Origin of the sequence: Gordonia sp. YY1 (assembly GCF_009872315.1) — a bacterium.
GTDB lineage: Bacteria > Actinomycetota > Actinomycetes > Mycobacteriales > Mycobacteriaceae > Gordonia > Gordonia amicalis.
Window position 1 is genome coordinate 39,350 of the sequence record NZ_WXYI01000017.1, and the last position, 22,682, is coordinate 62,031.

Annotated in this window: 22 protein-coding genes and 1 pseudogene; 18 read left to right on the top strand and 5 right to left on the bottom strand. The window is 67.8% G+C overall.

The annotated features are described in order from the left end of the window. Positions 1-70 precede the first annotated feature (70 nt). Genes BPODLACK_RS18910 through BPODLACK_RS18925 form a run of 4 tightly spaced genes read left to right on the top strand, consistent with a single transcriptional unit; the run spans position 71 to position 2,611 of the window. Positions 71-466: an META domain-containing protein gene (locus BPODLACK_RS18910; RefSeq protein ID WP_024497467.1), complete on the top strand. Its 396-nt coding sequence runs from the start codon at positions 71-73 to the stop codon at positions 464-466. After that, positions 463-1,446 carry a malate dehydrogenase gene (locus BPODLACK_RS18915; protein ID WP_024497466.1) on the top strand — a complete coding sequence of 328 codons (984 nt, stop codon included), beginning with the start codon at positions 463-465 and terminating at the stop codon, positions 1,444-1,446. The genes BPODLACK_RS18910 and BPODLACK_RS18915 overlap by 4 nt, the downstream gene beginning before the upstream one ends. Positions 1,447-1,473: 27 nt before the next feature. Then, positions 1,474-2,304 carry a polyphosphate kinase 2 gene (gene ppk2, locus BPODLACK_RS18920; RefSeq protein ID WP_024497465.1) on the top strand — a complete coding sequence of 277 codons (831 nt, stop codon included), beginning with the start codon at positions 1,474-1,476 and terminating at the stop codon, positions 2,302-2,304. A 10-nt stretch (positions 2,305-2,314) separates the two neighbouring features. Next, the gene (locus BPODLACK_RS18925; RefSeq protein WP_024497464.1) at positions 2,315-2,611 is read left to right on the top strand and encodes a DUF503 domain-containing protein; all 297 of its coding nucleotides are present in this window, start codon (positions 2,315-2,317) and stop codon (positions 2,609-2,611) included. A gap of 63 nt (positions 2,612-2,674) precedes the next feature. On the opposite strand, the gene BPODLACK_RS18930 is transcribed toward BPODLACK_RS18925, so the two are convergent. Continuing rightward, positions 2,675-3,238 carry a mismatch-specific DNA-glycosylase gene (locus tag BPODLACK_RS18930; RefSeq protein WP_024497463.1) on the bottom strand — a complete coding sequence of 188 codons (564 nt, stop codon included), beginning with the start codon at positions 3,236-3,238 and terminating at the stop codon, positions 2,675-2,677. Between the two features lie 76 nt (positions 3,239-3,314). On the opposite strand from BPODLACK_RS18930, the gene BPODLACK_RS18935 reads away from it, so the two are divergent. The 11 genes from BPODLACK_RS18935 (at position 3,315) to BPODLACK_RS18985 (ending at position 16,834) form a co-directional block, all read left to right on the top strand. Continuing rightward, positions 3,315-6,536 (top strand): BTAD domain-containing putative transcriptional regulator, encoded by a 3,222-nt coding sequence (locus tag BPODLACK_RS18935; protein ID WP_159405963.1) that lies wholly within the window; start codon positions 3,315-3,317, stop codon positions 6,534-6,536. Positions 6,537-6,659: 123 nt separating this feature from the next. Continuing rightward, positions 6,660-8,087, top strand: coding sequence for an FAD-binding oxidoreductase (locus tag BPODLACK_RS18940; protein WP_024497461.1), 1,428 nt, complete (start codon positions 6,660-6,662; stop codon positions 8,085-8,087). Between the two features lie 61 nt (positions 8,088-8,148). Continuing rightward, on the top strand, positions 8,149-8,544 hold the full coding sequence (locus BPODLACK_RS18945; protein ID WP_024497460.1) for a hypothetical protein: 396 nt from the start codon (positions 8,149-8,151) through the stop codon (positions 8,542-8,544). Positions 8,545-8,695: 151 nt separating this feature from the next. Then, positions 8,696-10,327, top strand: a complete 1,632-nt coding sequence (locus BPODLACK_RS18950; RefSeq protein WP_024497459.1) for an FAD-dependent monooxygenase — start codon at positions 8,696-8,698, stop codon at positions 10,325-10,327. A 63-nt stretch (positions 10,328-10,390) separates the two neighbouring features. Continuing rightward, positions 10,391-11,695, top strand: coding sequence for a polysaccharide pyruvyl transferase family protein (locus tag BPODLACK_RS18955; RefSeq protein ID WP_024497458.1), 1,305 nt, complete (start codon positions 10,391-10,393; stop codon positions 11,693-11,695). A gap of 81 nt (positions 11,696-11,776) precedes the next feature. After that, positions 11,777-12,952, top strand: a complete 1,176-nt coding sequence (locus BPODLACK_RS18960) for a serine hydrolase domain-containing protein (protein WP_024497457.1) — start codon at positions 11,777-11,779, stop codon at positions 12,950-12,952. Between the two features lie 22 nt (positions 12,953-12,974). Continuing rightward, on the top strand, positions 12,975-13,460 hold the full coding sequence (locus BPODLACK_RS18965) for a PPOX class F420-dependent oxidoreductase (protein ID WP_024497456.1): 486 nt from the start codon (positions 12,975-12,977) through the stop codon (positions 13,458-13,460). A 429-nt stretch (positions 13,461-13,889) separates the two neighbouring features. Continuing rightward, on the top strand, positions 13,890-14,402 hold the full coding sequence (locus BPODLACK_RS18970; protein ID WP_024497455.1) for a GbsR/MarR family transcriptional regulator: 513 nt from the start codon (positions 13,890-13,892) through the stop codon (positions 14,400-14,402). Beyond that, positions 14,399-15,385, top strand: coding sequence for a daunorubicin resistance protein DrrA family ABC transporter ATP-binding protein (locus BPODLACK_RS18975; protein ID WP_024497454.1), 987 nt, complete (start codon positions 14,399-14,401; stop codon positions 15,383-15,385). Before BPODLACK_RS18970 ends, BPODLACK_RS18975 begins: the two co-directional genes overlap by 4 nt. Beyond that, positions 15,382-16,185, top strand: coding sequence for an ABC transporter permease (locus tag BPODLACK_RS18980; protein WP_159405964.1), 804 nt, complete (start codon positions 15,382-15,384; stop codon positions 16,183-16,185). The genes BPODLACK_RS18975 and BPODLACK_RS18980 overlap by 4 nt, the downstream gene beginning before the upstream one ends. 22 nt (positions 16,186-16,207) lie before the next feature. After that, complete coding sequence (locus tag BPODLACK_RS18985; RefSeq protein ID WP_024497452.1) at positions 16,208-16,834, top strand: GyrI-like domain-containing protein; 627 nt, start codon at positions 16,208-16,210, stop codon at positions 16,832-16,834. Here BPODLACK_RS18985 and BPODLACK_RS18990 read toward each other — a convergent pair. Then, on the bottom strand, positions 16,825-17,262 hold the full coding sequence (locus tag BPODLACK_RS18990) for a MarR family winged helix-turn-helix transcriptional regulator (RefSeq protein ID WP_159405965.1): 438 nt from the start codon (positions 17,260-17,262) through the stop codon (positions 16,825-16,827). The genes BPODLACK_RS18985 and BPODLACK_RS18990 overlap by 10 nt on opposite strands. 72 nt (positions 17,263-17,334) lie before the next feature. Here BPODLACK_RS18990 and BPODLACK_RS18995 point away from each other — a divergent pair, with 72 nt between their 5' ends. Then, positions 17,335-17,958, top strand: a complete 624-nt coding sequence (locus tag BPODLACK_RS18995) for a maleylpyruvate isomerase family mycothiol-dependent enzyme (RefSeq protein WP_024497450.1) — start codon at positions 17,335-17,337, stop codon at positions 17,956-17,958. On the opposite strand, the gene BPODLACK_RS19000 is transcribed toward BPODLACK_RS18995, so the two are convergent. Further along, the gene (locus BPODLACK_RS19000) at positions 17,916-18,797 is read right to left on the bottom strand and encodes a helix-turn-helix domain-containing protein (RefSeq protein WP_159405966.1); all 882 of its coding nucleotides are present in this window, start codon (positions 18,795-18,797) and stop codon (positions 17,916-17,918) included. The two genes, BPODLACK_RS18995 and BPODLACK_RS19000, sit on opposite strands and share 43 nt — an antisense overlap. A gap of 167 nt (positions 18,798-18,964) precedes the next feature. Between BPODLACK_RS19000 and BPODLACK_RS19005 the strand changes: the two genes are divergently transcribed. Then, positions 18,965-19,819: an SDR family NAD(P)-dependent oxidoreductase gene (locus BPODLACK_RS19005; protein ID WP_159405967.1), complete on the top strand. Its 855-nt coding sequence runs from the start codon at positions 18,965-18,967 to the stop codon at positions 19,817-19,819. Positions 19,820-19,903: 84 nt separating this feature from the next. Here BPODLACK_RS19005 and BPODLACK_RS19010 read toward each other — a convergent pair whose 3' ends face one another. Together BPODLACK_RS19010 and BPODLACK_RS23625 are read right to left on the bottom strand one after the other, a co-directional pair. Further along, the gene (locus BPODLACK_RS19010; protein WP_024497447.1) at positions 19,904-20,323 is read right to left on the bottom strand and encodes a DUF7715 family protein; all 420 of its coding nucleotides are present in this window, start codon (positions 20,321-20,323) and stop codon (positions 19,904-19,906) included. Between the two features lie 116 nt (positions 20,324-20,439). Further along, positions 20,440-20,749 (bottom strand): annotated as a pseudogene (locus BPODLACK_RS23625) (LLM class flavin-dependent oxidoreductase); the annotation flags it as partial. A 196-nt stretch (positions 20,750-20,945) separates the two neighbouring features. Here BPODLACK_RS23625 and poxB point away from each other — a divergent pair. Next, on the top strand, positions 20,946-22,682 hold the full coding sequence (poxB, locus tag BPODLACK_RS19020; RefSeq protein WP_159405968.1) for a ubiquinone-dependent pyruvate dehydrogenase: 1,737 nt from the start codon (positions 20,946-20,948) through the stop codon (positions 22,680-22,682).

The window sequence follows — 22,682 nt, forward strand, 5'->3', positions numbered from 1 at the left end:
GACGGCACGCGTACTCCACCCAGCCCGCGACCATCGCATCAGCTTACGCATTGTCGCGGTGGTCAGCGCGGTGTTGTTCGTGTCAGGTATCGGCGCATTCAGCGCCGGCCCGGGTGTCGCCGCGCCGGCAACTCCACCATTTGTCGGCAAGTCGTACTCGTCCACAGCGGTCACCGGCCCCCAGATCCCGGGCGGAGGGCCGCTGCAGGTGACCTTCCCCGCCGCCAACCGCATCTCACTGTTCGCCGGATGCAACCGGCACGTCGGCGAGATGACGGTCGACGGTTCGGTCCTGCGCCTCGCCTCGCTCGCCTCGACGATGATGGCGTGCCCCGGTCCCCGCTCGGGCGCCGACGACTGGATCAACACGTTCACGAAGGAACCCCTCACCTGGTATTCGGTGGGCCACGCGCTCGTGCTCACCGCAGAGGGCACCCAGGTCCTGCTGATGGAAAAGTACTCGTGAGCACCTCCACACCGGCGGTCGTCACGGTGACCGGTGCGGCCGGGAGCATCGGATATGCCAGCGTGTTCCGCATCGCCGCCGGCGCGATGCTTGGTCACGACCAGCCCATCGCCCTCCGGCTCCTCGAGTTACCCCAGGCGGTTCCCGCCGCCGTGGGCACCGCGATGGAACTCGACGACGGCGCCTTCGGTCTGCTGAAGTCGGTCGACGTCTTCGACGATCCGCGAAAGGCGTTCGACGGCGCTGGTTTCGCGCTGCTCATCGGTGCTCGTCCACGGTCCAAGGGCATGGAACGCGCTGATCTGCTCGCGGCGAACTCCGACATCTTCGCCGTGCAGGGCGCGGCCATCAACGAGGTTGCCGCCGACGACATCCGGGTGATCGTGGTGGGCAATCCCGCCAACACCAACGCCGCGGTCGCCTCGGCACACGCACCCGAGGTGCCGCCGCAGCGATTCACCGCGCTCACCCGTCTCGACCACAACCGCGCGATCGCCCAACTCTCCCACCGGGCCGGGGTCGAGGTCGGCGAGATCAGCCGGGTCACCATCTGGGGCAACCACTCGGCGACGCAGTACCCCGACATCTTCCACGCTCGTGTCGGCAGGCGAAGCGGCGCCGATCTCGCCGCCGACCGCGAGTGGCTCGTCGACGAGTTCATCCCGACCGTGGCCCGCCGCGGCACCGCGATTCTCGAGGCACGCGGATCGTCGTCGGCGGCGTCGGCGGCCAACGCGACGATCGACCACGTCCACGACTGGGTATTGGGGACCCCTGCCGACGACTGGACGTCCACCGCACTGCCATCGCCCGGCGTGTACGGCGTGCCCGAGGGCATCGTCTGCTCGTTCCCGGTGCGATCGGTCGCCGGCGAGTGGGAGATCGTCGAAGGGCTCGACATCAACGAGTTCTCGCGCGCCCGGATCGACGCGTCGATCGTCGAACTCGAAGCCGAACGCGATGCCGCTCTGACCCCTTGACCGGTCAGCAGCCCGTACTCTCTTCCCATGGCCAAGAAGGACACGCGGAAACCTGAGAAGATCGCCGACGAGGTCTACGAGGCGGAGTTGTTCCGGCTGCAGACCGAGTTGGTCAAACTCCAGGAATGGGTGCGTGAGACCGGCACTCGCGTGGTGGTGGTCTTCGAGGGACGCGACGCCGCGGGCAAGGGCGGCACCATCAAGCGGATCAGCCAGTATCTGAGTCCTCGCATCGCGCGGGTCGCTGCGCTTCCGGCACCCACCGACCGCGAACGCGGGCAGTGGTACTACCAGCGTTATGTCGCGCATCTGCCGGCGCCCGGCGAGATCGTGCTGTTCGACCGGTCCTGGTACAACCGTGCCGGAGTCGAGAAGGTCATGGGTTTCTGCACGCCCGAGGAACACACACGGTTCCTGCGGCAGACGCCGATCTTCGAGCAGATGCTGATCGACGACGGCATCATCCTGCGCAAGTACTGGTTCTCCGTCTCCGACGACGAACAGCTCAAGCGGTTCCGCCAGCGCATGAAAGATCCCGTGCGGCAATGGAAGTTGAGTCCGATGGATCTCGAGTCGGTCTACCGCTGGGAAGACTACTCGCGCGCCAAGGACGAGATGATGGTGCACACCGACACTGCGCTGAGCCCCTGGTATGTCGTCGAATCCGACGTGAAGAAGCACGCGCGGCTCAACATGATCGCGCATCTGCTCGACAGCATCGACTACGGCGAGGTGCCCCGTCCGCAGGTGACGTTGCCGAAGAAGCCGGTCGAGACGGGCAACTACCACCGGCCGCCGCGTTCCCTGTCCAAGTACGTGCCCGACCACGTGGCGACGCTGATCCGCACCGACCATTGATCGGGTTCTGATGTGGATCGGGTTCGCCGAGTTCGACTATCGCCTCGGTGATGTGCACTCGCTGAAGCAGAAGCGTTCCATCGTCCGGCCGATCGTCGCCGAACTACGCCGACGGTTCGCGGTCTCGGTGGCCGAGGTCGGGCACCTCGACATGCATCGGCGCGCGATGATCGGCACGAGCGTGGTGGCGGCCGACCGGACGCACGTCGTCGATGTGCTCGACGCGGTCGAGAGATCCGCCGCCAACCATCCCGAGGTCGAACTCTTGTCGATGCGCCGCCGGATTCTCAATTCCGAAGACCTCTGAGACCGAACTACATCCCGGCGGAAGCCACAGCCGGAAAGCGCTCCCTTTTCCAGGGTGCTCTGCTCACACCACGCCGGCCGCGACCGCCGCCTCCCGGTACGCAGCGGCCAGCGAGTCGACGGTCTCGTGCGCATTGAGTCCGCTGGGGTTCGGAACCACCCAGAGCTGCGCCCCGTCCCAGGTCTCTTCCTGGCGGCCGGTCACCGCGTCTCGCCGCCCGAAGGCACTGCGATAGGCGGTGATCCCGGCGACCGCCACCACCCGGGGCCCGATCTCCCGCACGCGCGCCCGAAGCCGACGACCACCGTCCCGCAACTCGTCGACCGTGAGTTCTGCGGCGGTTGCGGTGGCCCGGGCAACGACGTTGGTGATGCCGATCCCCCGTCTGGTCAGCAGTTCGGCGTCGGCCTCGGACATGCCGCGCGACGCGTCGATCACCCGGTCGACGATCCCGGCGCGTGCCAGTGCCGGGTAGAAGCGATTTCCGGGCCGCGCGAAGTGAGCTCCGGTGGCGGCGGTCCACAGTCCCGGGTTGATGCCGACGAACAGTAACCGGCAACCGTCACCGACCAGGTCCTCGACGGTGCGGTCCCGGTATTCGAGGAGTTCGGCCCTGGTGAATCCCATCCCCCGAGGCTAAACGGCCGGCCTTCGAGACCGACAACCCCGCGCCAGAGGTGTCCAGACCATTACACTCACGCTGATGCTCGGACTCTCGTACACGGTCTTGGGCGGGCTCGGTGCTCAGATCGGTTCCGATCCCGTCGAACTCGGCACCCGCAAGCAACGTGCCACACTCGCGCAGCTCGTGCTGGCGGAGGGCGCGCCGCTGCGTGCAGATCGGCTGATCGAGGGAATCTGGGGCGACTCGCCGCCCGACCGTGCCGAAGTGTCCCTGCAGTCTTACATCTCGGGGCTCCGCAAGGCCCTCGAACCCGACCGCAAACCGCGCAGTCCCTCGACCGTGCTGCTCACCCACGGCACCGGCTACAGCCTCCCGACGGAGCCTGAACAGGTCGACCTGCGGCGTCTGACCACCGACCTGACCTCGGCGCGGACCCTGATGCAGCACGGCGACACCGCCGCCGCGGCCCCGATCCTGCAGGAGGTCCTCGACTCCTACCGTCCCCTTCTCCCGGAATTCGAGGGGCTGGCGTTCCGCGACGAGGCCGCCGATCATCTCGACCGCATGCTCGGCGCGGCGCGGGAGATGTCTTTCGAGGCGCGGATGGCTGCCGGGGACCATCGGCTCCTGGTCACCGAACTCGACAGCGCCGTCGAACGATCGCCGCTCGACGAAGGCCTCTGGGTCCTGCTCGCCACCGCGCTGTACCGACTCGGGCGGCAGTCCGATGCCCTCGGGGCGATCGCCAATGCGCGCCGCATCCTCGCCGACGAGATCGGCGTCGACCCCGGACCGAGACTCCGCGAACTGGAACGCGACATCCTCGACCACGCCCCACATCTCGACGCGCCGACCGCACCGCGCGCGGCGATCACCATGAGCGAGCGAGCCGGCAGCGGCGTCGTCGAGCATCCGGCGAGCGACGACGCGGAGAATCGGACGCCCGAAGCCGATCCCCTCGACCCCGCGGACGATGCGCCATCGCTCGTCGGGCGCACCGACGAACTGGCCGCGCTGCACCGCGCCGTACTCGCCTCGATGACCGGACACGGTGGGGTCGTCGTGGTGGAAGGCGAACCCGGAGCGGGCAAGACGGCCCTGATCGACGAAGCCGGCCGTCGTGCGGCCGGTGCCGCCGACCTGCGGGTGCTGTGGGGTCGGTGCGTGGACGATCCCGCGGCACCGTCGATGTGGCCGTGGGTCCAGATCCTCGGCACGGTCCTCCCCCAGCTCGATCCGGCCGACCGTGAGCGGCTCCTGGACAGCTCACTCGGCCGTATGGTCACCGAGGGCGTCAACGTCATCCCGCCACCGCGCCAGATGCCCGACGCCGCAGCACGTTTCCAGTTCTACGATCAGGCCGCCGATCTCCTCGACGGCGTCGCCGAGACCTCGAAGCTGATCATCGTCCTCGACGACCTCCAGTGGGCAGACGGTGCCTCACTGGAACTCTTCGCGCACATGACTTCTCGAAGGACCCCGGGCGTCACGTTCTTCGCCTCCCTGCGGTCGCCGACCCACCGGCCGGTCGTCGCCTCGACACTGGCGACGTTGGCCCGGCTGCCCGAACACCGCCGTATCCAGGTCGGTCCACTCCGCGGAGACGACATCTCCGAGCTGATCCGCCGCGAGACCCAGCAGTGGCCGGAGGTCGCTACGGTGAGCTCGATCGAGCGGCGCACCGGCGGTAACGCTTTCTTCGTCCGCGAACTGGCCCGCATCCTCGCCGCCCAGGGGTCGATCGCGGGTAACGCCGTGCCGTCCGGCGTGCGCGACGTGGTGCGTCAAAGGCTGCTCGGACTGTCCACGGAGACAACCGAACTCCTCGACATCGCGGCGCTCATCGGCACCCGGGTGGATCTGGTGTTGCTCGCGACCGCAGCCGGACGGCCGGTCGACCACGCGCTCGACACCCTCGAAGCCGCCTCCGCCGCCGGGGTCATCGATCTCGGACCCGACGATCCGTTCGGATTCAGTTTCAGCCACGACATCATCCGTGAGGCGATCGCCGACGCGATCCCCTCGATGCGCGCCCGACGCATCCACCTGGCCATCGCCGACGCCCTGGCCGGCAATTCGTCACCGCACGCGGTCACCCGGGTCGCTCGCCACCTGTGGTCGGCAGGTCCCCTCGCCGACCGTGAGCGCACGACCAGCGCCCTTCTGACGGCGGGCGACATCGCTCTGCGCACCTACGATTTCGACGGCGCGAAACGCCATTTCGGCGATGCGTCGACGCTGGCGCGGGCCACCGGGGATCAGCAGGCCGAACTGCGGGCGATCGCCACCCAGCTCGCGGGTGAGGTCTCCACTCACGGGTACTTCGCCGCCGACCCCGACCTCCAGGAACGCGCCCGCACACTGGCGACCGCACTCGACGACCGGCGACTGCTGGCCGCCCTCGACTACGCACGTTGCGCCGCGCACATCCAGGTCGCCGACGTACGCACGGGGCACCGGCTCGCGAACGACCTACGTGCGCGTGCCGAACGGTCGGACGACGCCGTGGTCGTTCACCTCGGCATGCAGGTGGCCGGGATCGACGAGTTCACGCGCGGCAATTTCGGTGCGGCTCATCGCATCCTGGACACCTACGGTCCCCTCGATGACGTCGACGGGCTCCGCGACGACCAACTGACGATGGCACGCGGCTTCCGGATCTGGGCGGCGACGATCCACGTCGGCGGTGATACCGGCCGCGGCCTGTTCGCGACCATGTCCGATGCCCGCCCGGATCCCAGATCGCGGTTGGGTACGGCGATCTTCGCGGTCGGCGCGGCGGCGATGATCGGTGACGCGGAGTGGGCGCTCGACGCCGGACAGATCATCGACTCCGAGGGTCCGGGTCCGCTCGCATATCTGCGTCGCGGCGGCGAACGCATGTACTGGTGGGCGCGCGCGATGACCGGTGATCTCGACGACGCCCTGGTCCGAATCGATCAGCTGGACACCGGCGGACCCGCAACCGGCGAACCCGGCAGTGCGGACCCTCCGCGCACCGGTGAGGGATTCTGGCTCGGATTGCACGCCGAGGTACTGGTCACCGCGGGCAAGCTGACCGACGCGGCCGCCCTCCTGGACCAGGCAGACGACTTCGCCGAGCGGACCGGCGAGCGCTACGGGGACGCGCACCGTCTTCTCGTCCGCGCCCGCTACGAGTACGCCAACGGGCGGCCGGCATCGGTGTTCGGCGCGACGCTCGGACGCGCTCGGGACGTCGCGATGGTCCAAGAGGCACAAGCCCTGGTCGGGCGGATCGACGCGCTCGCCGCAGAGTGGGGCGTGTCCTCGTCGGCGTGAGGCCCAAGTCCGCCTCAAGTCGCCTCCAAGCCCCGTCGGGAAATCTGGTCTGCGAATCCGGGCCGACCGGAGACCAGAGAACGCCCGCGCCGGCCGAGCCGGCCACACCCGAGGACTCACCGAATGACCCCGACACCCACCTCACCGACCGGCCGACCCGAACGGTTGATCGTCCGCACCCGCACCTCGGTGCTCGCACAGTTGCGCCACCGGATCGCCGGCGAGGTACTCGGCCCCGGAGATGCGGGTTTCCGCGAGGCCCGCGCCGGCTTCAACCGGCTCGTCATCCACCGACCATCGGTGATCGCGATCCCGGCCAACCACTTCGACGTGGTCGAAGCCGTGCGGTTCGCCGCCGAGGAAGATCTGCGGGTCACGGTCCAGGCAACCGGTCACGGGACCGGCGTACCGGCCGACGGCGGTCTCCTCATCAACACGTCCCGCCTCACGTCGGTGGCCGTCGACCCCATCGCGCGGACCGCCCGGGTCGCCGCCGGCGCCACCTGGAAGATGGTCCTCGACGCCGCGGTCCCGTACGGACTCGCACCCCTGATGGGTTCGGCGAGCATCGTCGGCGCGGTCGGCTACACCCTCGGCGGCGGTTTCGGCTGGCTCGGACGCCGCTTCGGTCTGGGGTCGGACGCAGTGCGCGCCTTCGATCTCGTGACCCCCGACGGCACCCCGATCCGCGTCAGCGACGCGAGTTTCCCGCACATCTTCTGGGCGCTGAAGGGCGGTGGAGCCGGCAGCCTCGGCGTCGTCACCTCGATGGAGATCGCCCTCGCCGACGTCGCGACCGTGTACGCGGGCAACCTGTTCTACCCGGTCGCCGAGGCCGAGGAGATCATGCGCCGGTTCCGGGACTGGGCACCGGCCCAGCGCGAGGAACTGACCTCGGCGGTCACCATCCTGAATCTCCCCCCCACCGACGACGTTCCGGAACCGTTGCGCGGCGGCAGTTTTGCGGTGTTGCGTGGCTGCTGGTCCGGTGACACCGCCGCCGGCCGCGCGATCGTCGACGAGTGGCGGGACTGGCGGACACCCCTCGTCGACCTGTGGGACGAGATGCCGTTCGCGGCAGCGGACGCGATCAGCATGGACCCCACCGAACCGATGCCGGTCATGGTCACCACCGAATGGTTCGACGACCTGCAGGACGAGGCGATCGACGTCATCGCCGGACGCAGCCGGCCGGCACCGGGTTCGGCACCGCTCATCGTCTCCGCCGAGATCCGCCACGCCGGCGGCGCAATCGCGCGCGGAGCCGCCCGGGCGGCGAACGATCGGGCACGCTCCGGACGGTTCCTCCTCGAACTCATCTCGATCGTCCCCGATCCCCATGTGGCGCTGGCCGTCGAATCGACGCTGCGCGTCACCCGCACCGAGCTCGCGCCCTATGTCACGGGTGCGACGTACCTGAACTTCACGTCGGGAGCCGAACGCGCCGGCCGCGCCGCGGAGTCCTACAGCGTCGAGCACCGTCGTCGGCTCCTGGAGATCAAGGCGACGCTCGACCCGCACGACAGGTTCTGCCACGGCGACATCGTCTGACACCCGGGCAGTCGGCCGACGGGGGTTGCGCAACCACGCCGATCCGTGGACTGATGGGGTCATGACCGACCCGACGCCGTCGCACCTCGACATCCCGCTGCTCGTCGTGGACGGTGCGAATGTCGTCGGATCGGTGCCGGACGGATGGTGGCGAGACCGTCGGGGTGCGGCGGAGCGGTTGCGGGATCGTCTCGCTGAACTCGCTGCCCCGGGTATCGAGGCGTTGACCGGTCCGCTCGCGATCATGCTCGTCGTCGAGGGCAGGGCTCGGGGGATCGCATCGGTCCCCGGGGTCACGGTGGTGGAGGCGCCGGCGGTCGGCGACGACATGATCGTCGACGTCGTGGGCCGGCACCCCGACCGTCGTCGAGTGGTCGTCACCGCCGACCGCGAACTCCGCGCGCGGGTCACCGCGCTGGGGGCCGAGACCCTCGGACCGTCGTCGATCCCGCGCTGATCCCGGTCGGCCCGCGGTGCCGGACATCCGACAATGCAGTGCCGAGAATCGAAGGTGTGCCGCGTTTTCCCAGTCCCACGCCCGAGTTCGGCCGCACGGCGAATAATGCCTGCGAGTGTCGGCACTCGCCGACCGACGAAAGGGGTTCGGTGTGAATGACGTAGACGTACTGGTCGCGGGCGCGGGCCCGATCGGTCTGACCGCTGCCATCGAACTCCGCCGGCGAGGGGTCCGGGTCCGGATCGTCGACCCCCTTCTCGACCCTCCCCACTACGCGAAGGCCGTTGGGATTCAGCCACGGACCCTCGAGGTGTTCGAGGGCATCGGGGTGCTCGAGCCGATCCTGGACGCGGGTATGGAGATGCGCGGGCAGTTGGTGTTCGTCAATGGTTCTGAGGTGTCACGGATCGACCTGTCCACGCCGGACGATGTTCCCTTTCGCTTCCACCTGCTGCCGCAATATGCCACCGAGCGCGTCCTGCGAGACCGGCTCACCGACCTCGATGCCGAGATCGAACGCGGCGTGCGGGTGTCGGCGTTCGAGCAGGACGTCGACGGCGTCACCGTCACGCTGGCCGAGGCGGACGGTGGCGAGACCCAGGTCCGCGCGTCATATCTGATCGGCGCCGACGGCGCGCACAGCACGGTTCGCAAGGGTCTCGGTCTGAGCTTCGAGGGCGGTGCATTTGCCGAGCAGTACATGCTGGGCGACGTGGCCGTGGACTGGTCGATGCCCCGTGGTTACGCGATCCGCGCGATGCATCAGGCCGACGACGGCACAACCGACGACCTGCTGGTGTGCATCCCGCTACCGGGCCGCGGACGGTATCGCATGTCGATGCTCGTGCCCGACGAACTCGCGATCGGCGAGACCTCCGGCGGGGACGGTGTCGCGCATGGTTTCGAGGGCACCCGCACGCCCGAGCTGTCCCACATCCAGGCCGTCGTCGACCGGTTGTCGCCCGAACCCGCCACCGTGTCGGACATGCGCTGGTCGTCGGTGTTCCGCATCAGCCATCGGATCGTCGATTCCTACGGTCGCGGAAGGGTGTTCGTGGCCGGCGATGCCGCGCACATCCATCCGCCCACCGGCGCTCAGGGAATGAACACCGGTGTGCAGGACGCCCACAACCTCGCGTGGAAGCTGGCGCTGGCCGTCGATGGCGTCGCGGCACCCGGCCTGCTCGACAGCTATGACCTGGAACGACGACCGGTCGGTGAGGAGGTCGTCGGCCGTACCGTCCGCGACGCTCGGGAGGGCATCGGCACCGATTCCACCGACGTCGACTTCGTGACGCGCCGCGAAGCCCAGTTGCTGATCTCCTACGCCGACAGCCCGATCACCGCGGGTTCGACGGTCCCCAGCACGCCGTCGGCACCGCGGGCAGGGGAACGGGCTCCGGACGCCGCAGGACTCGGTCGCGAATCGGTGAATCACCCGCTCCGGCTGTTCTCCTTGCTGGGCGGCGTCGACCACTCGCTCGTGTTGTACGCCGACGCGACCTCGGGTGCCGAGGACGTCGCCGTGCTCGAAGGCCTGGCCGCGGAGATCACCGCGGCGGCACGCGGGCACATGACCGTACACGTGGTGGCGGCACCGACCGCGCAGGTCGGCAGCACCGACCTGCCCTTGCTCCGCGACACCGAAGGCCTCTTCGCCGCCGGATATCGGCCGGACGGTTCGACGGCCTTCGTCATCCGCCCGGATGGCTATCTCGGTTACCGCGGCCCGCTCGACGACACCGCCGCGGTCCTCGCGTACCTCCGCGCCACATTCGCGTGAACCGGGATCGCCTCTCGCGAAGCGCCGAGTCGCGCCGCCGCCCCGCCGCCGTAATCTCTCACCATGAGGGAATGGGGGCAGGTGCCGCGACTTCGCGGGCTGGCGAGCCGCGTGGGGGCATCGACACGACGCCGAGCCGCTGAGTCCTACGTCGGACGCGCCCTGGGCTCCGGCGAGGTCATCTACCTGATCGCACCGACCGGATACCCCAACTACGGCGACGAACTCATCGCGCGCACCTGGCTGCGCCACCTCACGCGCATCCGTCCCCACGCGACGGTGATCCTGGACTGCCACAACCCCGGGCCGGCGACCGCCTTGATGGGCGACGCGCACCCGAACCTGCGCGTCGTCGACACGCTCTGGCAACTCACGAACCACGCCGCCGGCATCGAACCCGACGCCCCGTGGGCGTGGGTCGGCCGGGCTGTCCTCGACTCCGGCCTGGCACCGCGGCTGAGCGCCGGTATCGACCTCCTCCACACGGCGACCACCATCCACCTGCTCGGCGGCGGATACGTGAACACCGTGTGGCCGCATCATGTTTCGCTGTTCGTGGGGGCCGCCGCGGTATCGGGCAGATCGGGAGCGAGGGCCGTGGCCACCGGGCAGGGACTGGTGCCCACCGTCGCCGAACCTGCGTGGACCGCCCTGGCCACGGCGCTGGGCACCTTCGACATCGTCGATGTGCGTGACACGCCGTCGGCGCAGGCGCTCGATGGGGTCGTGGGCGTGCGGAACTCCGGGGACGACGCCTGGCTCGCACTCAACCGTCCGCAACCGGCGATCTACCGCGACGAGACGGCCGCCGACGCACCGGGTCACGGTCACGGTGTGGTGCTGTGCCTGCAATCGGACCTCACCGAGAAGTTCACCGGCTCACACGGAACCGGCGCGGAGGCGCTCGCCGGGTTCGTGCACGACACCCTCGACGCCTGGGAGGTACCGGGAACGGGGGTCACCGTCGTCGAGGGAATCCCGGGACACGACTACGAGGTCCCGTTCCGTCTCGGGTCCCGACTCGACGGCGCACGCATCCTCAGTTTTCGTGACGTCTGGCTCGAGGGGCTGCCCGCAGGGCAGGGCAACACCTGGATCAGCACGCGATTCCACCCCCACCTGATGGCGGCTGCCGCCGGGGACCCGGGCGTCGCGGTCGTGCCGATGCGGGTCTACTACTCGATCAAGCACCGTTCCCTCGTCGAGGCCGGATCGTCCTGGAGTGTCGTCGATTCGGGAGACACGATCCCCGACCGGCCCACCGCCGGCGGTTTCGGGACGATGCAGCGGCAACGGGCCATCGAGGCCAAGGTCGCCACCGCACTCGACATCTATCCGGTGGCGGCTCTCTTCGCGCATCGGGTCTGAGGTAAACCGGACAGCGCGAATTCTGCGCCAGATACCGAGATGGACTGGCTGTTCCAGTCGTCGGCGAGCGATCATCACGGGATGATCCGTCGGCCCGTGCGCCCCGCTGTCCTACGAGTCCTGGTGTTCGGCGTGATAGCGGTGCTCGGCCTCGCCGCCTGCTCGCCGTCCCAGACGGCTTCCGACGGGTCGGGCACCCCCTCATCTGTGTCGGCCGAGAGCAGCGCCGCGTTCCAGAAGGTGCTCGACGACCTCCAGTCCGCCGGCGGCTTCCCCGGCGTCATCGCTCGCGTCATCTCACCGTCGGGTATCTGGACGGGAACGGCCGGCACGGCTGTCAAGGGACGGGATCGGCCGATCACCGCGTCCGATCACACCCGTATCGGTTCGCTCACCAAGACGATGACCGCGACGATCCTGCTGCAACTCGTCCAGGACGCGCGGGTCTCGCTCGATGATCCGATCAGCAAGTACATCCCCGACGCCCCGAACGGGAACGCCACCGTTCGTCAGGTCGCAGACATGACCAGTGGCATCCCGTCGTACACCCTGTCCGACACCTTCACGCAGAGATTCTTCTCCGATCCCGGATATGACTGGGCGCCAACCGAACTCGTCGACGCCTCGAAGACGTTGCCACCGGCCTTCGCGCCCGGGGACGGCTGGCAGTACTCGAACACCAACTACGTGCTGCTGGGGCTCCTCATCGAGAGGGTCCTGCGGCAACCGATCCGCGACGTCTTCGACGAACGGATCTTCGGCCCGCTGGGCATGGACGACTCGTCCTGGCCGGGCGGATCCGTCGACATTCCCGATCCCCACGTCGACGGCGTGACCAGCCAGGGTCAGCCGGCCGGAAAGACCGTCGACTCCACCGACTGGAATCCGTCCTTCGCCTTCACCGCGGGCGCGGTGATCTCGACCCTCGACGATCTGCAGCGCTGGGGCGATGCCCTCTTCACCGGTCGGGCGGTGCTCAACCCGTCCACCCAGCAGTTGCGTCGCGACTCGATCCTCACGTCTCCGCCGCCGAACACCGCCACCGCCGGGTATGGCATCGGTATCGGCGACCGGGACGGCTGGTGGGGCCACGACGGCGATTTCCCGGGCTTCAACTCGTCGCTGTTCCACAACTACGATTCCGACACGACCATCATCATCCTGGTGAACAGTGACGACGACATCACCGTCGACGGCAAGCAGGAACCACCGGTGTCGGCGATCCTCGCCGGGTTGATCGCCGCACTGCCGACGTAGACGTCGGCGTAAGGTCGTCGGCATGGCCAGAACCGTTGCGAAAGCCGATGCCGTCGACCGTGCCGGACTGCTGGACTTCATCCGGCCCCGTCACAAGATGATCCTGAGCACCGTCCGATCGAACGGCAGCCCGCAGCTGTCGCCGGTGACCGGCGGCGTCGATGCCGACGGCCGCATCGTGATCTCGACCTATCCGGGTCGCGCGAAGGCGACGAACCTCCGCTCCACCCCGGTGGCGAGCGTCGTCGTGCTGTCCGACGAGTTCAACGGCGCCTGGGTCCAGGTCGACGGAGACGCGGAGGTCCTGGACATGCCCGAGGCCGAGGACGCCCTCGTCGACTACTTCCGCAGCATCTCTGGCGAACATCCGGACTGGGACGAGTACCGTGCCGCGATGCGCATGCAGGGCAAGTCGCTGATCCGCATCACCCCGACACGATGGGGCCCGATCGCCTCTGGCGGCTTCCCCGCCGACGTCGCGGCGAAGCTGGACGCGCAGGACAGCTGAGCTCGAGTTCGACGACTCACGCGCGACGACGCAGGACACGTGACCCGTCAGAACGGCGGCGGGTCTGCCTGGTCGGTGAGGCTCTGCATCTTGTTGCGGGCACGTTCTGCCCGCCGGCGTGCGTGCTTGTTGGCAAGCCGGTTGGTGGAGGGGGCGTCGTCCCCGGTGATCACTCGGGGCGTCGGTAACCCCAATGTAGACCCGATCACCGACAAGAACAGATGTCCATCCACAGACGGGGTGACCAGGGGTTGTGCGGCAACGGGTTACGCGAAAATTGGCACTTCCACTTCCAGACCTCGTTTCGACGTTGCGACCTCGATCGAAGTCGCTACGTCGAAATGAAGTCCGACAGACCGATTCCTCAGAAAAGGGCGATCAGATGACACAGATTTGTGTCATCTCAGTCATGCGCGCACACTGTGACGTATGGCACTCGACGCGCAACTGACGTTCGCCGATCACATGGCGCGATTCTGCGCGCGTCGTTACAGCTACCCGCCGATGGTCGGACGCGTCCTCGGTTATCTGGCGGTGTGCGATTCGCCTGCCCCGACGATCGCCGAGCTGAGCGACGCCCTGCTCGCGAGCCGCTCGGCGATCGCCAACGCCATCGCCACGCTGGAATCCGTGGGCCAGGTGATGCGGACGCGCACCGCCGGGGAACGGATGGACCGCATCTCGATCGACATCACCTCGGCACGTGGCCTCGGGATGGACAATGCCGAATACGAAGAACTGGGGGCACTCGCACGAGAGGGACTCGACGTCCTTCGCGACGCACCTCCGGAGCGTCGCGCGGTCCTCAGCGAGATCGCGGCGTTCACCGAGTTCCTCACCAATCGGATCCCGGCGTTGTACGCCGAGTGGCAAAAGGAACGCGAGGTGTTGATCGCGGCCGGCGAGATCCCCGCTTCTCCGTCAGAAGGGCCGAGCGCATGACCCTCAGCCGCACCGCGGGCGCCGAGATCTGCATCCGCGGACTCACGAAAAGCTATGGCGAGCAAAAGGTTCTGGATGGTATCGACCTGACCGTCCCGGCCGGGTCGGTGACCGCGCTGCTCGGCCCCAACGGTTCGGGCAAGACGACCACGGTGAGCATCGCCTCGACGCTGTTCCCGGCCGATTCCGGCACCGTGACCATCGACGGCCACGACACCGTGGCAGCGGCCCGCGCGGTGCGCTCGATGATCGGCGTCACCGGCCAGTATGTCGCCATCGACGACCTGTTCAGCGGCCGCGAGAATCTGACCCTGATGGCCGATCTCCGCCACCTCGGACGCGCCGCTGGTCGACGTCGTGCGGACGATCTGCTCGAACAGTTCGATCTCGTGGGCGCTGCGGACCGTGCGGTGTCGACCTATTCCGGCGGTATGCGTCGCCGCCTCGACCTGGCGATGACGCTCGTCTCCACACCGCGCGTCATCTTCCTCGACGAGCCGACGACCGGACTCGACCCGCGCAGCCGACGGGTGCTGTGGGACATCATCACCGGCCTCGCCGCCGGCGGGGTCACGATCTTCCTCACCACCCAGTACCTCGAGGAGGCCGACCAGCTCGCCGACCGCATCGCGGTGCTCGACCACGGTCACATCGTCGCCGAGGGCACCGCGGCGGAACTGAAGAAACGGGTGCACGATTCCGAGGTGCGCCTCACGTTCGCCGACGACGACGCCTTCGACTCCGCCGGGCGGCTGCTCCCCTCCGCCCGGCCGATCGTCGAGTCCCGTCGGCTCGACATCGCCACCGACGACACCGTTTCCACCATCCGCACGACGCTCAACCTCCTCGACGCCGCCGACGTCGAGGTGGCCGACGTCCACGTCCACACCGCAACCCTCGACGACGTGTTCTTCGCCCTCACCGGGTCGGCACCGGCGGACGCCGTCGAGAACGACAGCAACACCTCGGGAGCCGCGTCATGACCGCGTTGACCTACACCGTGACCGACTCGCGGGTCATGCTGCGCCGCAATCTCCGACGGCTCGTCAAGTACCCGTCGTTGACCATCATGCTGGTCGGCCTGCCGGTCGTGTTCCTGCTGCTGTTCGTCTTCGTCTTCGGCGGCCAGCTCGGCGCCGGGATGACCACATCCACCGGAGCCACCGGCCGCGCCGCGTACCTCGACTACGTCATTCCCGGCATCATCCTCGTGACGATCGCGTCCGCGGTGCAGGGATCGGCGATCGTGGTCGCGATGGACATGACATCGGGGATCATCAACCGGTTCCGCACCATGGACATCGGACGATCCTCCGTGCTCGTCGGGCATGTCCTCGCCAGCCTCATCCAAGCCTTGTTCAGCATCGCGATCGTCCTCGCGGTGGCGATCGCCCTCGGCTTCCGCCCCACCGTGGACCCCCTCGGATGGCTTGGCGCACTGGGTATCACGGTCATGTTCTCGGTCGCCCTGATCTGGCTGGCGATCTACCTGGGCCTCGCCGCGGACACCGTGGAGACCGCCAGCAACTCGCCGATGTTCCTGACGATCATGCCGTTTCTCAGCACCGGTTTCGTTCCCGCCGACTCCTTGCCCGTCGGGGTCAAGCAATTCGCCGAGTACCAGCCGTTCACCCCGGTCATCGAGGTCCTCCGTGGAGCTCTCACCGCCGCAACGGTTCCCACCGGCAGCGTGATCGCGGCAATTGCCTGGAGCCTGGGCATCGGCGCGGTATCCTACGGACTCGCCCTGCGCACCTATGAACGGCGAGCCATCACCTCCTAGCCGACAACCGGAGCGGAACCCTGTGAGCGACAAGGTCGACTTCAAGAAGACACTCGACTCCTATCAGGCCAGACGCGGCGAGTTCCGCATCCTCGAAGTCCCCTCCATGCGATACCTGATGATCGACGGCCAGGGCGACCCCAACGACTCCCCCGACTTCGCCGCTGCGATCGAGACCCTGTATCCGGTCGCCTACAAGCTCAAGTTCGCCAGCAGCCGCGGACTCGGTCGCGACTATGTGGTGCCGCCCCTTGAAGGCCGATGGTGGGCCGACGACATGGAGTTGTTCACCGGGGCGCGCGACAAAACCAGGTGGAGCTGGACACTCATGATCATGGTTCCGTCGTGGCTGACCGACGACATGATCGCCTCGGTGATCGAGACGGTCGGCACGAAGAAGCCACCGCCCCGGCTCGACGACCTTCGCACCGCGACCCTCGACGAGGGACTCTGCGTACAGACCCTGCACCTCGGTTCCTTCGACGACGAGGCACCCGTCCTGAATCGCATGCACGAGGAGTTCATCCCCGCCAATGACCTACGCATGAGTGGGCACCACCATGAGATCTACTTCAGCGACTTCCGCAAGGTGGCACCGGCGAAGCTCCGTACGATCCTGCGCCAGCCGGTCGAGAGGACTCACCGGTAGGGATCGGTGATCTCCCGCAGGCGGATCAGCGATCTCTCCAGCGCCGCATAGTCGTCGGCGCCCAGCTGATCTCGCCACTCCAGCTCGATGGCGTCGACCTCCCGCGCGGCGATCTCACACAACTCGACGCCGCGGTCGCTGAGGGTCACCAGCCGTGCCCGACGATCCGACGGATCCGGCACCCGCATCAGGTACCCCGCGGCCTCGAGCTGATCGACGATGCCACCGGCGGTCTGCTTGGTGACGCCCGCCTGTTCGGCAAGATCTGTCAGGCGCATCGGCTCGGGTGCGAGCCTCTGCACCACCCGACTCTGCGCGAGGGTGATGTCGTCGGCCCCGGCGTCGGCGAGACGCGCCATCACCCGCCGTTCGATGGACCGGTGGGCCACGAACATCAGGACGCCGAGGGCCGGCCGTTCGTCGGTCATGCCATTGACTTTAGTACGGAACCCTGACTAATATGGTCAGGCATCCTGACCAATTCGTAACGGGAGCACGTCATGGACAGTGACACTCTCTGGAACCACGTCGACGAACAGCGAATCGACCTGGCCGCACTGATCGAATCCCTCTCCGACGAGCAGCTCGGCACGCCGTCCCTGTGCGCAGGCTGGACCGTGCGCGACGTCGCGGTGCACCTCACGCAATCGCACGCCGACGCGCGTCAGGTGATCCCCGAAGCCATCCGATACGGCTTCCGCTTCAACACGATGATCCGCAACATGGCGATCCGCGACCGGACGACCCCACCCGAAGCGGCGCAGAAACTGCGTGCGATGGTCGGGTCACGTCGCCATCCGTTCGGGACCAACGAGCGAGCACCCCTCATCGACTCCCTGCTGCACGGCCAGGACATCACCGTTCCGCTCGGGATCGATCGTCCGATGCCGGTCGACGCCGCAGCAGCCGCGGCACAGGAGATCTGGGACATGACATTTCCCTTCTTCGCCCGTCGCCACAATCGGGGTCTACGTTTTGTGGCCACCGACGTCGACTTCGTGGCCGGGTCGGGGCGGGTCGTCGAAGCGCCGATCCGTGAGGTGCTGATGTGCTTCAGCGGGCGGGTCCCGGCGAGTTCCCTTCATCCCTCGGACGGTTCGGACTCCGGTTCCCGCGCCGGCTGACTCCAGCTCGCAAGGATCGAGATCGCCTGACGGGACGGCGATTCCGGCTCCGTCGTGTAGAGATACAGCGCCTGGTCGCTGTCGCCGGGCAACACGAAGGTCTCGTAGTCGACGGTGAGTTCGCCGACGACCGGGTGCACCAACCGCTTGGAACCGAAGGTGCGCTGATGGACCTGATGCTCCGACCACCACTGCCGGAACTCCGGGCTCGACACCGACAACTCCCCGACCAGTTCGACGACGTCGCGATCCTCCGGTGACCGTCCGGCTTCGAGGCGAAGACTCTCGACGGCGTTGCGGGCCTGCAACTCCCAGTCGACGAACAGGTAGCGCGCGTCGTCGGAGAGCAGTATCCAGCGTGCATAGTTCCGTTCACGTCCGGGCATGCGTTCGAAGTCGGCGAACAACGCGCACGCCATCCGGTTGGCCGCCAACACCTCGGTCCGGCGGCCGAGGACCAGCGCGGGATGTGCGTCGAGCGAATCGAGGAGCCGGCGAAGTGCGGGGCGGACGCGCTGCGCCGCCGACCGGGATCGGGCCGCCGCCCGCGGCGCCCGCGTCGACGAGACGAGGTCGTGCAGATGGGTGCGGCCCACGTCGTCGAGCCCGAGCGCCTGCGAGATCGCGTCGCTGACCTGCGTCGACGGCACGATGCGCCGCCCCTGTTCCAGCCTCGTGTAGTAGTCGGTGGACACCCCGGCCAGCAGGGCCACCTCTTCGCGCCGCAAACCCTTGACGCGCCGGACCCGCCCGTCGTCGGGGAGTCCGGCCTCCTGAGGGTCGCGCCCGGCACGAGCACGGCGGAGGAAGTCCGCGAGTTCTCGATTCAGATCGGTCATGACCACCATCATGCGCGTCCGAGGTGGGCCGTGCCTGGGTCTTGCAGTCCTAGGTTGGCCGATCCTGGGTCCGGAATGGTCAGTTATGCCTTCCCACAGTGCCTTTCGGCGCGGGATTCTGGTGTCACCGGTTCGACTGACGGACCGCGACCCCACAGGAGACAATCATGAGCTACCCCACCGATCGTCCGGCAACCTGGTTCGTCACCGGCGCCTCGCGCGGCCTCGGCCTGGAGCTGGTCACCCAGCTGCTGCAGCGCGGCGACAACGTCGCGGCCACCACCCGCTCCGCCGGTCGGCTGACCGGGGCCCTGGCCGATGTCGACACGAGCCGTCTTCTCCCGCTGGAGGTCTCGCTCGCGGACGAGGCCGACGTCAAGGCCGCGGTCGCGGCCACCGAGGAACGCTTCGGCGGCATCGACGTGGTCGTGAACAACGCGGGCTACGGCTTCCTCGCCGCGGTCGAGGAAGTGACCGACGCCGAGGCCCGCGAGATGTTCGACGTCCAGATCTTCGGGGTCTGGAACGTACTACGTGCCGCGCTCCCGCAGATGCGGGCACGCCGCCGCGGCCACATCATCAACGTGTCGTCGATCCTGGGCCTGACGACGTTCCCCGGTTGGGGCCTGTACTGCGCCGGCAAGTTCGCGCTGGAGGGGCTGACCGAGTCGCTGGCCGCCGAGGTCTCGGACTTCGACATCGCCGTCAACCTGATCGAACCCGGCTACATGCGGACCGACTTCCTGCGCCCCACGTCGCTGGGCCTGCCGGAGTCCACGGTCGACGCCTACCCCGCCATCCGCGAGATGACCCAGGCGCACCAGGCGATGCCCGGCACCCAGCTCGGCGCTCCGGGCCGCGCCGCGTCGGCGATCATCACCGTCGCCGTCGAGGGCAGCGCGCCACTTCATCAGTTGTTGGGATCGGACTCCCTCGAGTTCGCCGACGCCCGACTGGAGGCGCTGCGTACCGAGTTCGACGCCGCGAAGGAGCTCGCGGTGACCTCCGATCACCAGGACTGAGTCCATGCGACTCCGCATCGGTGATGCGACCTCGATCGAAGTCGCATCACCGAAGCAGACTCGGCCGGCGAGAAGTCCGGACGATCAGCTCGCCAGGGCGTACTCCCACGCGTCGGCTCGGCGGTTGTAGGCGACCCGGATGATGGTCCCGGGATCGAGCTGCGCAGCCAGCACCAGCGTCGGCACCAGGAGCTCCAAGGCGTATGCCGCGACCGGATCGGTCGAATCGCCGGCGTCTGCGTCGGCCCTCAGCAGTTCCGCCCATCCCGCGGACTCGAGATATCCAAAGGTGGCTGTCGTGAGGTCCTCGACGGTCAGTTCCAGATCGCGGACCATGATCGTCGTGGTGGCCCGGTGGGAGTTGAGTCCGCCGAACGCGCGGTCGCATCCGCAGGTCCGGGAATCGCACACCACCCACGACGGCAGCACGATCTCGCCTTCGACGGCGTGGCAGAAGTCATCGTGCCGGGTGGCACCGGATGCGGTGGCGGTCAGGACTTTCATGAGCGACTCCGATGTGTCGAAACCACCTCGCAGAACGCGAGGCCCACGCCGCCCGGCGTGGTGCGACCCACGGTGACGAACGGCCCCGACAATCAGCGCCGTGGCCGACGACGCCATCCACAGCCCGGCCAGACATCCACAGGTCCGGGCCCTAGGCCCGGTGAATGAGGTTGCACGCGACGGGAGTACTGCTCGATGCCGACGGTGCCCTCGAAGCCGCTGACGGGTTCGCCGCGCAGGTTGTCCAGGAGCCGACGACCCGATCTTGGAGAAGTTCTCGACGTCATGGGTTTCCGGGTACAGCGACCTCGTGAAGTCGTCGTACCGCATCGGAACACCCACGGAGACTCCGGAATTGATTCGTCCGTCACTGAGTAGGTCGACGGTGGCGAGATCTTCGGCCAACCGCAGCGGATTCTCCAGACCCCGTTCTCGTCGAATCGTCCGATAGTCAGGAAGCCGAGATTCTGCAGTGGTTCACCACGCTGCGGCATGGACAGATTGTGTCACCGGCGATACCACCGGTCACCGAGAATCATGGTGCGCGAAAGTTCGACGAGGTCGGTGCCGTTCGAGTCGCGTCTATAGTCGGGTGCACACCGACTCGACCGAACGGATCACCATGCCGACAACAGTCGCCGAGAGGATTGTCGAAGAGCTCGACCGTGCCGGAGTGCAGCGTGTGCACGGGCTTCCGGGTGATTCACTCAACGGTCTCACCGACGCCCTGCGCACCACCGAGGCCATCACCTGGCAACACGTCCGGCACGAGGAAGCGGCTGCGTTCGCAGCCTCCGCCGAAGCCGCACTCACCGGCGAACTCGCGGTGTGCGTGGGCAGTTGCGGCCCCGGCAATCTCCACCTGATCAACGGGCTCTTCGACGCTCACCGCAGCCGCGTGCCGGTCCTCGCGATCGCGGCCCACATCCCCGGACCCGAGATCGGCAGCGGCTACTTCCAGGAAACCCATCCCGAACAGCTCTTCCGCGAGTGCAGCGCCTTCTGCGAGATGGTCAGCACCCCCGAGCAGATGCCCCGGCTGCTCGACGTCGCATTGCGCACGGCGGTCGAACGACGCGACGTGGCCGTTCTGGTGATCCCCGGCGAGCTGTTCCTCAAACCGTGCCCCAAACGTCGTGCGGGCGCCCCGATCCGGCAGGTACCACGGGTGGTCCGTCCCACCGACGCGGAGTTGACCCGCACCGCAGACACTCTGAACGCCGCTCGGCGGGTCACGATCCTCGCGGGTGCCGGTGTCCAGGGCTCTCACGACGAGGTCGTCGGACTCGCCCACGCGTTGCAGGCACCGATCGTGCATGCGTTGCGCGGCAAGGAGTTCATCGAATACGACAACCCCTACGACGTGGGCATGACCGGCCTGCTGGGCTTTTCGTCGGGGTATCGCGCGATCGAGAAGTGCGACACCCTTCTCATGCTGGGGACCGACTTCCCGTATCCGCAGTTCTATCCGTCCAAGGCGACCATCATCCAGGTCGACATCCGTGGCGAACAGATCGGTCGACGCTGTCCGGTCGACGTGCCGCTGGTCGGCGATGTCGGCGACACGGTGCGCGCACTGCTCCCGCTGATCTCGGCCGACCGCGATCCCGAACACCTGACGACCTCACTCGCCCACTACACAAAGGCGCGTCGACGCCTGGACGACCTGGCCGACAACGACCGCAACCGGTCCCCGATCCACCCGCAGTACCTCACCCGACTCATCAGCGAAAAGGCAAGCGCGGATGCCGTCTTCATCCCCGACGTCGGTTCGCCCGTCGTGTGGGCCGCGCGGTACCTGACCATGAACGGGTCCCGCCGACTGATCGGCTCGTTCACCCACGGGTCGATGGCGAATGCGGTCTCGCAGGCGATCGGCGCGCAGACGGCATTCCCTCGGCGACAGATCATCGCCCTGGCCGGCGACGGCGGGCTGGCGATGCTGCTCGGGGAGTTGCTCACCATCACCCAGAACGAGCTGCCGGTGAAGATCGTCGTCTTCAACAACTCGTCGCTGAACTTCGTCGAGGTGGAGATGAAGGCAGCCGGATTCGTCAACTACGGCACCGATCTGGAGAACCCCGACTTCGCGAAGCTCGCCGAATCCGTCGGCATCCGCGGACGCAAGGTCGAGCAGGCCGACGACCTCGCCGGCGCCGTCGACGACTTCCTCGCCCACGATGGCCCGGCGCTGCTCGACGTGACGACGGCCCGTCAGGAACTGTCGATCCCACCGACCATCACCGCCGCCCAGGCCAAGGGCTTCACCCTCTACGCCCTGCGTACCGTGCTGTCCGGTCGTGGGGACGAACTGGTCGATCTGGCGGAGACCAACGTCTTCCGGCGGCTGTTCGACTGA

Bases quoted from the DNA above. Each gene is read 5' to 3' on its own strand.
- poxB (WP_159405968.1), top strand. From the start codon at position 20,946: ATGCCGACAACAGTCGCCGAGAGGATTGTCGAAGAGCTCGACCGTGCC.
- BPODLACK_RS18980 (WP_159405964.1), top strand. From the start codon at position 15,382: ATGACCGCGTTGACCTACACCGTGACCGACTCGCGGGTCATGCTGCGC.
- BPODLACK_RS19010 (WP_024497447.1), bottom strand. From the start codon at position 20,323: ATGAAAGTCCTGACCGCCACCGCATCCGGTGCCACCCGGCACGATGAC.
- BPODLACK_RS18940 (WP_024497461.1), top strand. From the start codon at position 6,660: ATGACCCCGACACCCACCTCACCGACCGGCCGACCCGAACGGTTGATC.
- BPODLACK_RS18945 (WP_024497460.1), top strand. From the start codon at position 8,149: ATGACCGACCCGACGCCGTCGCACCTCGACATCCCGCTGCTCGTCGTG.
- BPODLACK_RS18970 (WP_024497455.1), top strand. From the start codon at position 13,890: ATGGCACTCGACGCGCAACTGACGTTCGCCGATCACATGGCGCGATTC.
- BPODLACK_RS19005 (WP_159405967.1), top strand. From the start codon at position 18,965: ATGAGCTACCCCACCGATCGTCCGGCAACCTGGTTCGTCACCGGCGCC.
- BPODLACK_RS18990 (WP_159405965.1), bottom strand. From the start codon at position 17,262: ATGACCGACGAACGGCCGGCCCTCGGCGTCCTGATGTTCGTGGCCCAC.
- BPODLACK_RS19000 (WP_159405966.1), bottom strand. From the start codon at position 18,797: ATGACCGATCTGAATCGAGAACTCGCGGACTTCCTCCGCCGTGCTCGT.
- BPODLACK_RS18935 (WP_159405963.1), top strand. From the start codon at position 3,315: ATGCTCGGACTCTCGTACACGGTCTTGGGCGGGCTCGGTGCTCAGATC.
- BPODLACK_RS18955 (WP_024497458.1), top strand. From the start codon at position 10,391: ATGAGGGAATGGGGGCAGGTGCCGCGACTTCGCGGGCTGGCGAGCCGC.
- BPODLACK_RS18930 (WP_024497463.1), bottom strand. From the start codon at position 3,238: ATGGGATTCACCAGGGCCGAACTCCTCGAATACCGGGACCGCACCGTC.
- BPODLACK_RS18965 (WP_024497456.1), top strand. From the start codon at position 12,975: ATGGCCAGAACCGTTGCGAAAGCCGATGCCGTCGACCGTGCCGGACTG.
- BPODLACK_RS18995 (WP_024497450.1), top strand. From the start codon at position 17,335: ATGGACAGTGACACTCTCTGGAACCACGTCGACGAACAGCGAATCGAC.
- BPODLACK_RS18925 (WP_024497464.1), top strand. From the start codon at position 2,315: ATGTGGATCGGGTTCGCCGAGTTCGACTATCGCCTCGGTGATGTGCAC.
- BPODLACK_RS18975 (WP_024497454.1), top strand. From the start codon at position 14,399: ATGACCCTCAGCCGCACCGCGGGCGCCGAGATCTGCATCCGCGGACTC.
- ppk2 (WP_024497465.1), top strand. From the start codon at position 1,474: ATGGCCAAGAAGGACACGCGGAAACCTGAGAAGATCGCCGACGAGGTC.
- BPODLACK_RS18960 (WP_024497457.1), top strand. From the start codon at position 11,777: ATGATCCGTCGGCCCGTGCGCCCCGCTGTCCTACGAGTCCTGGTGTTC.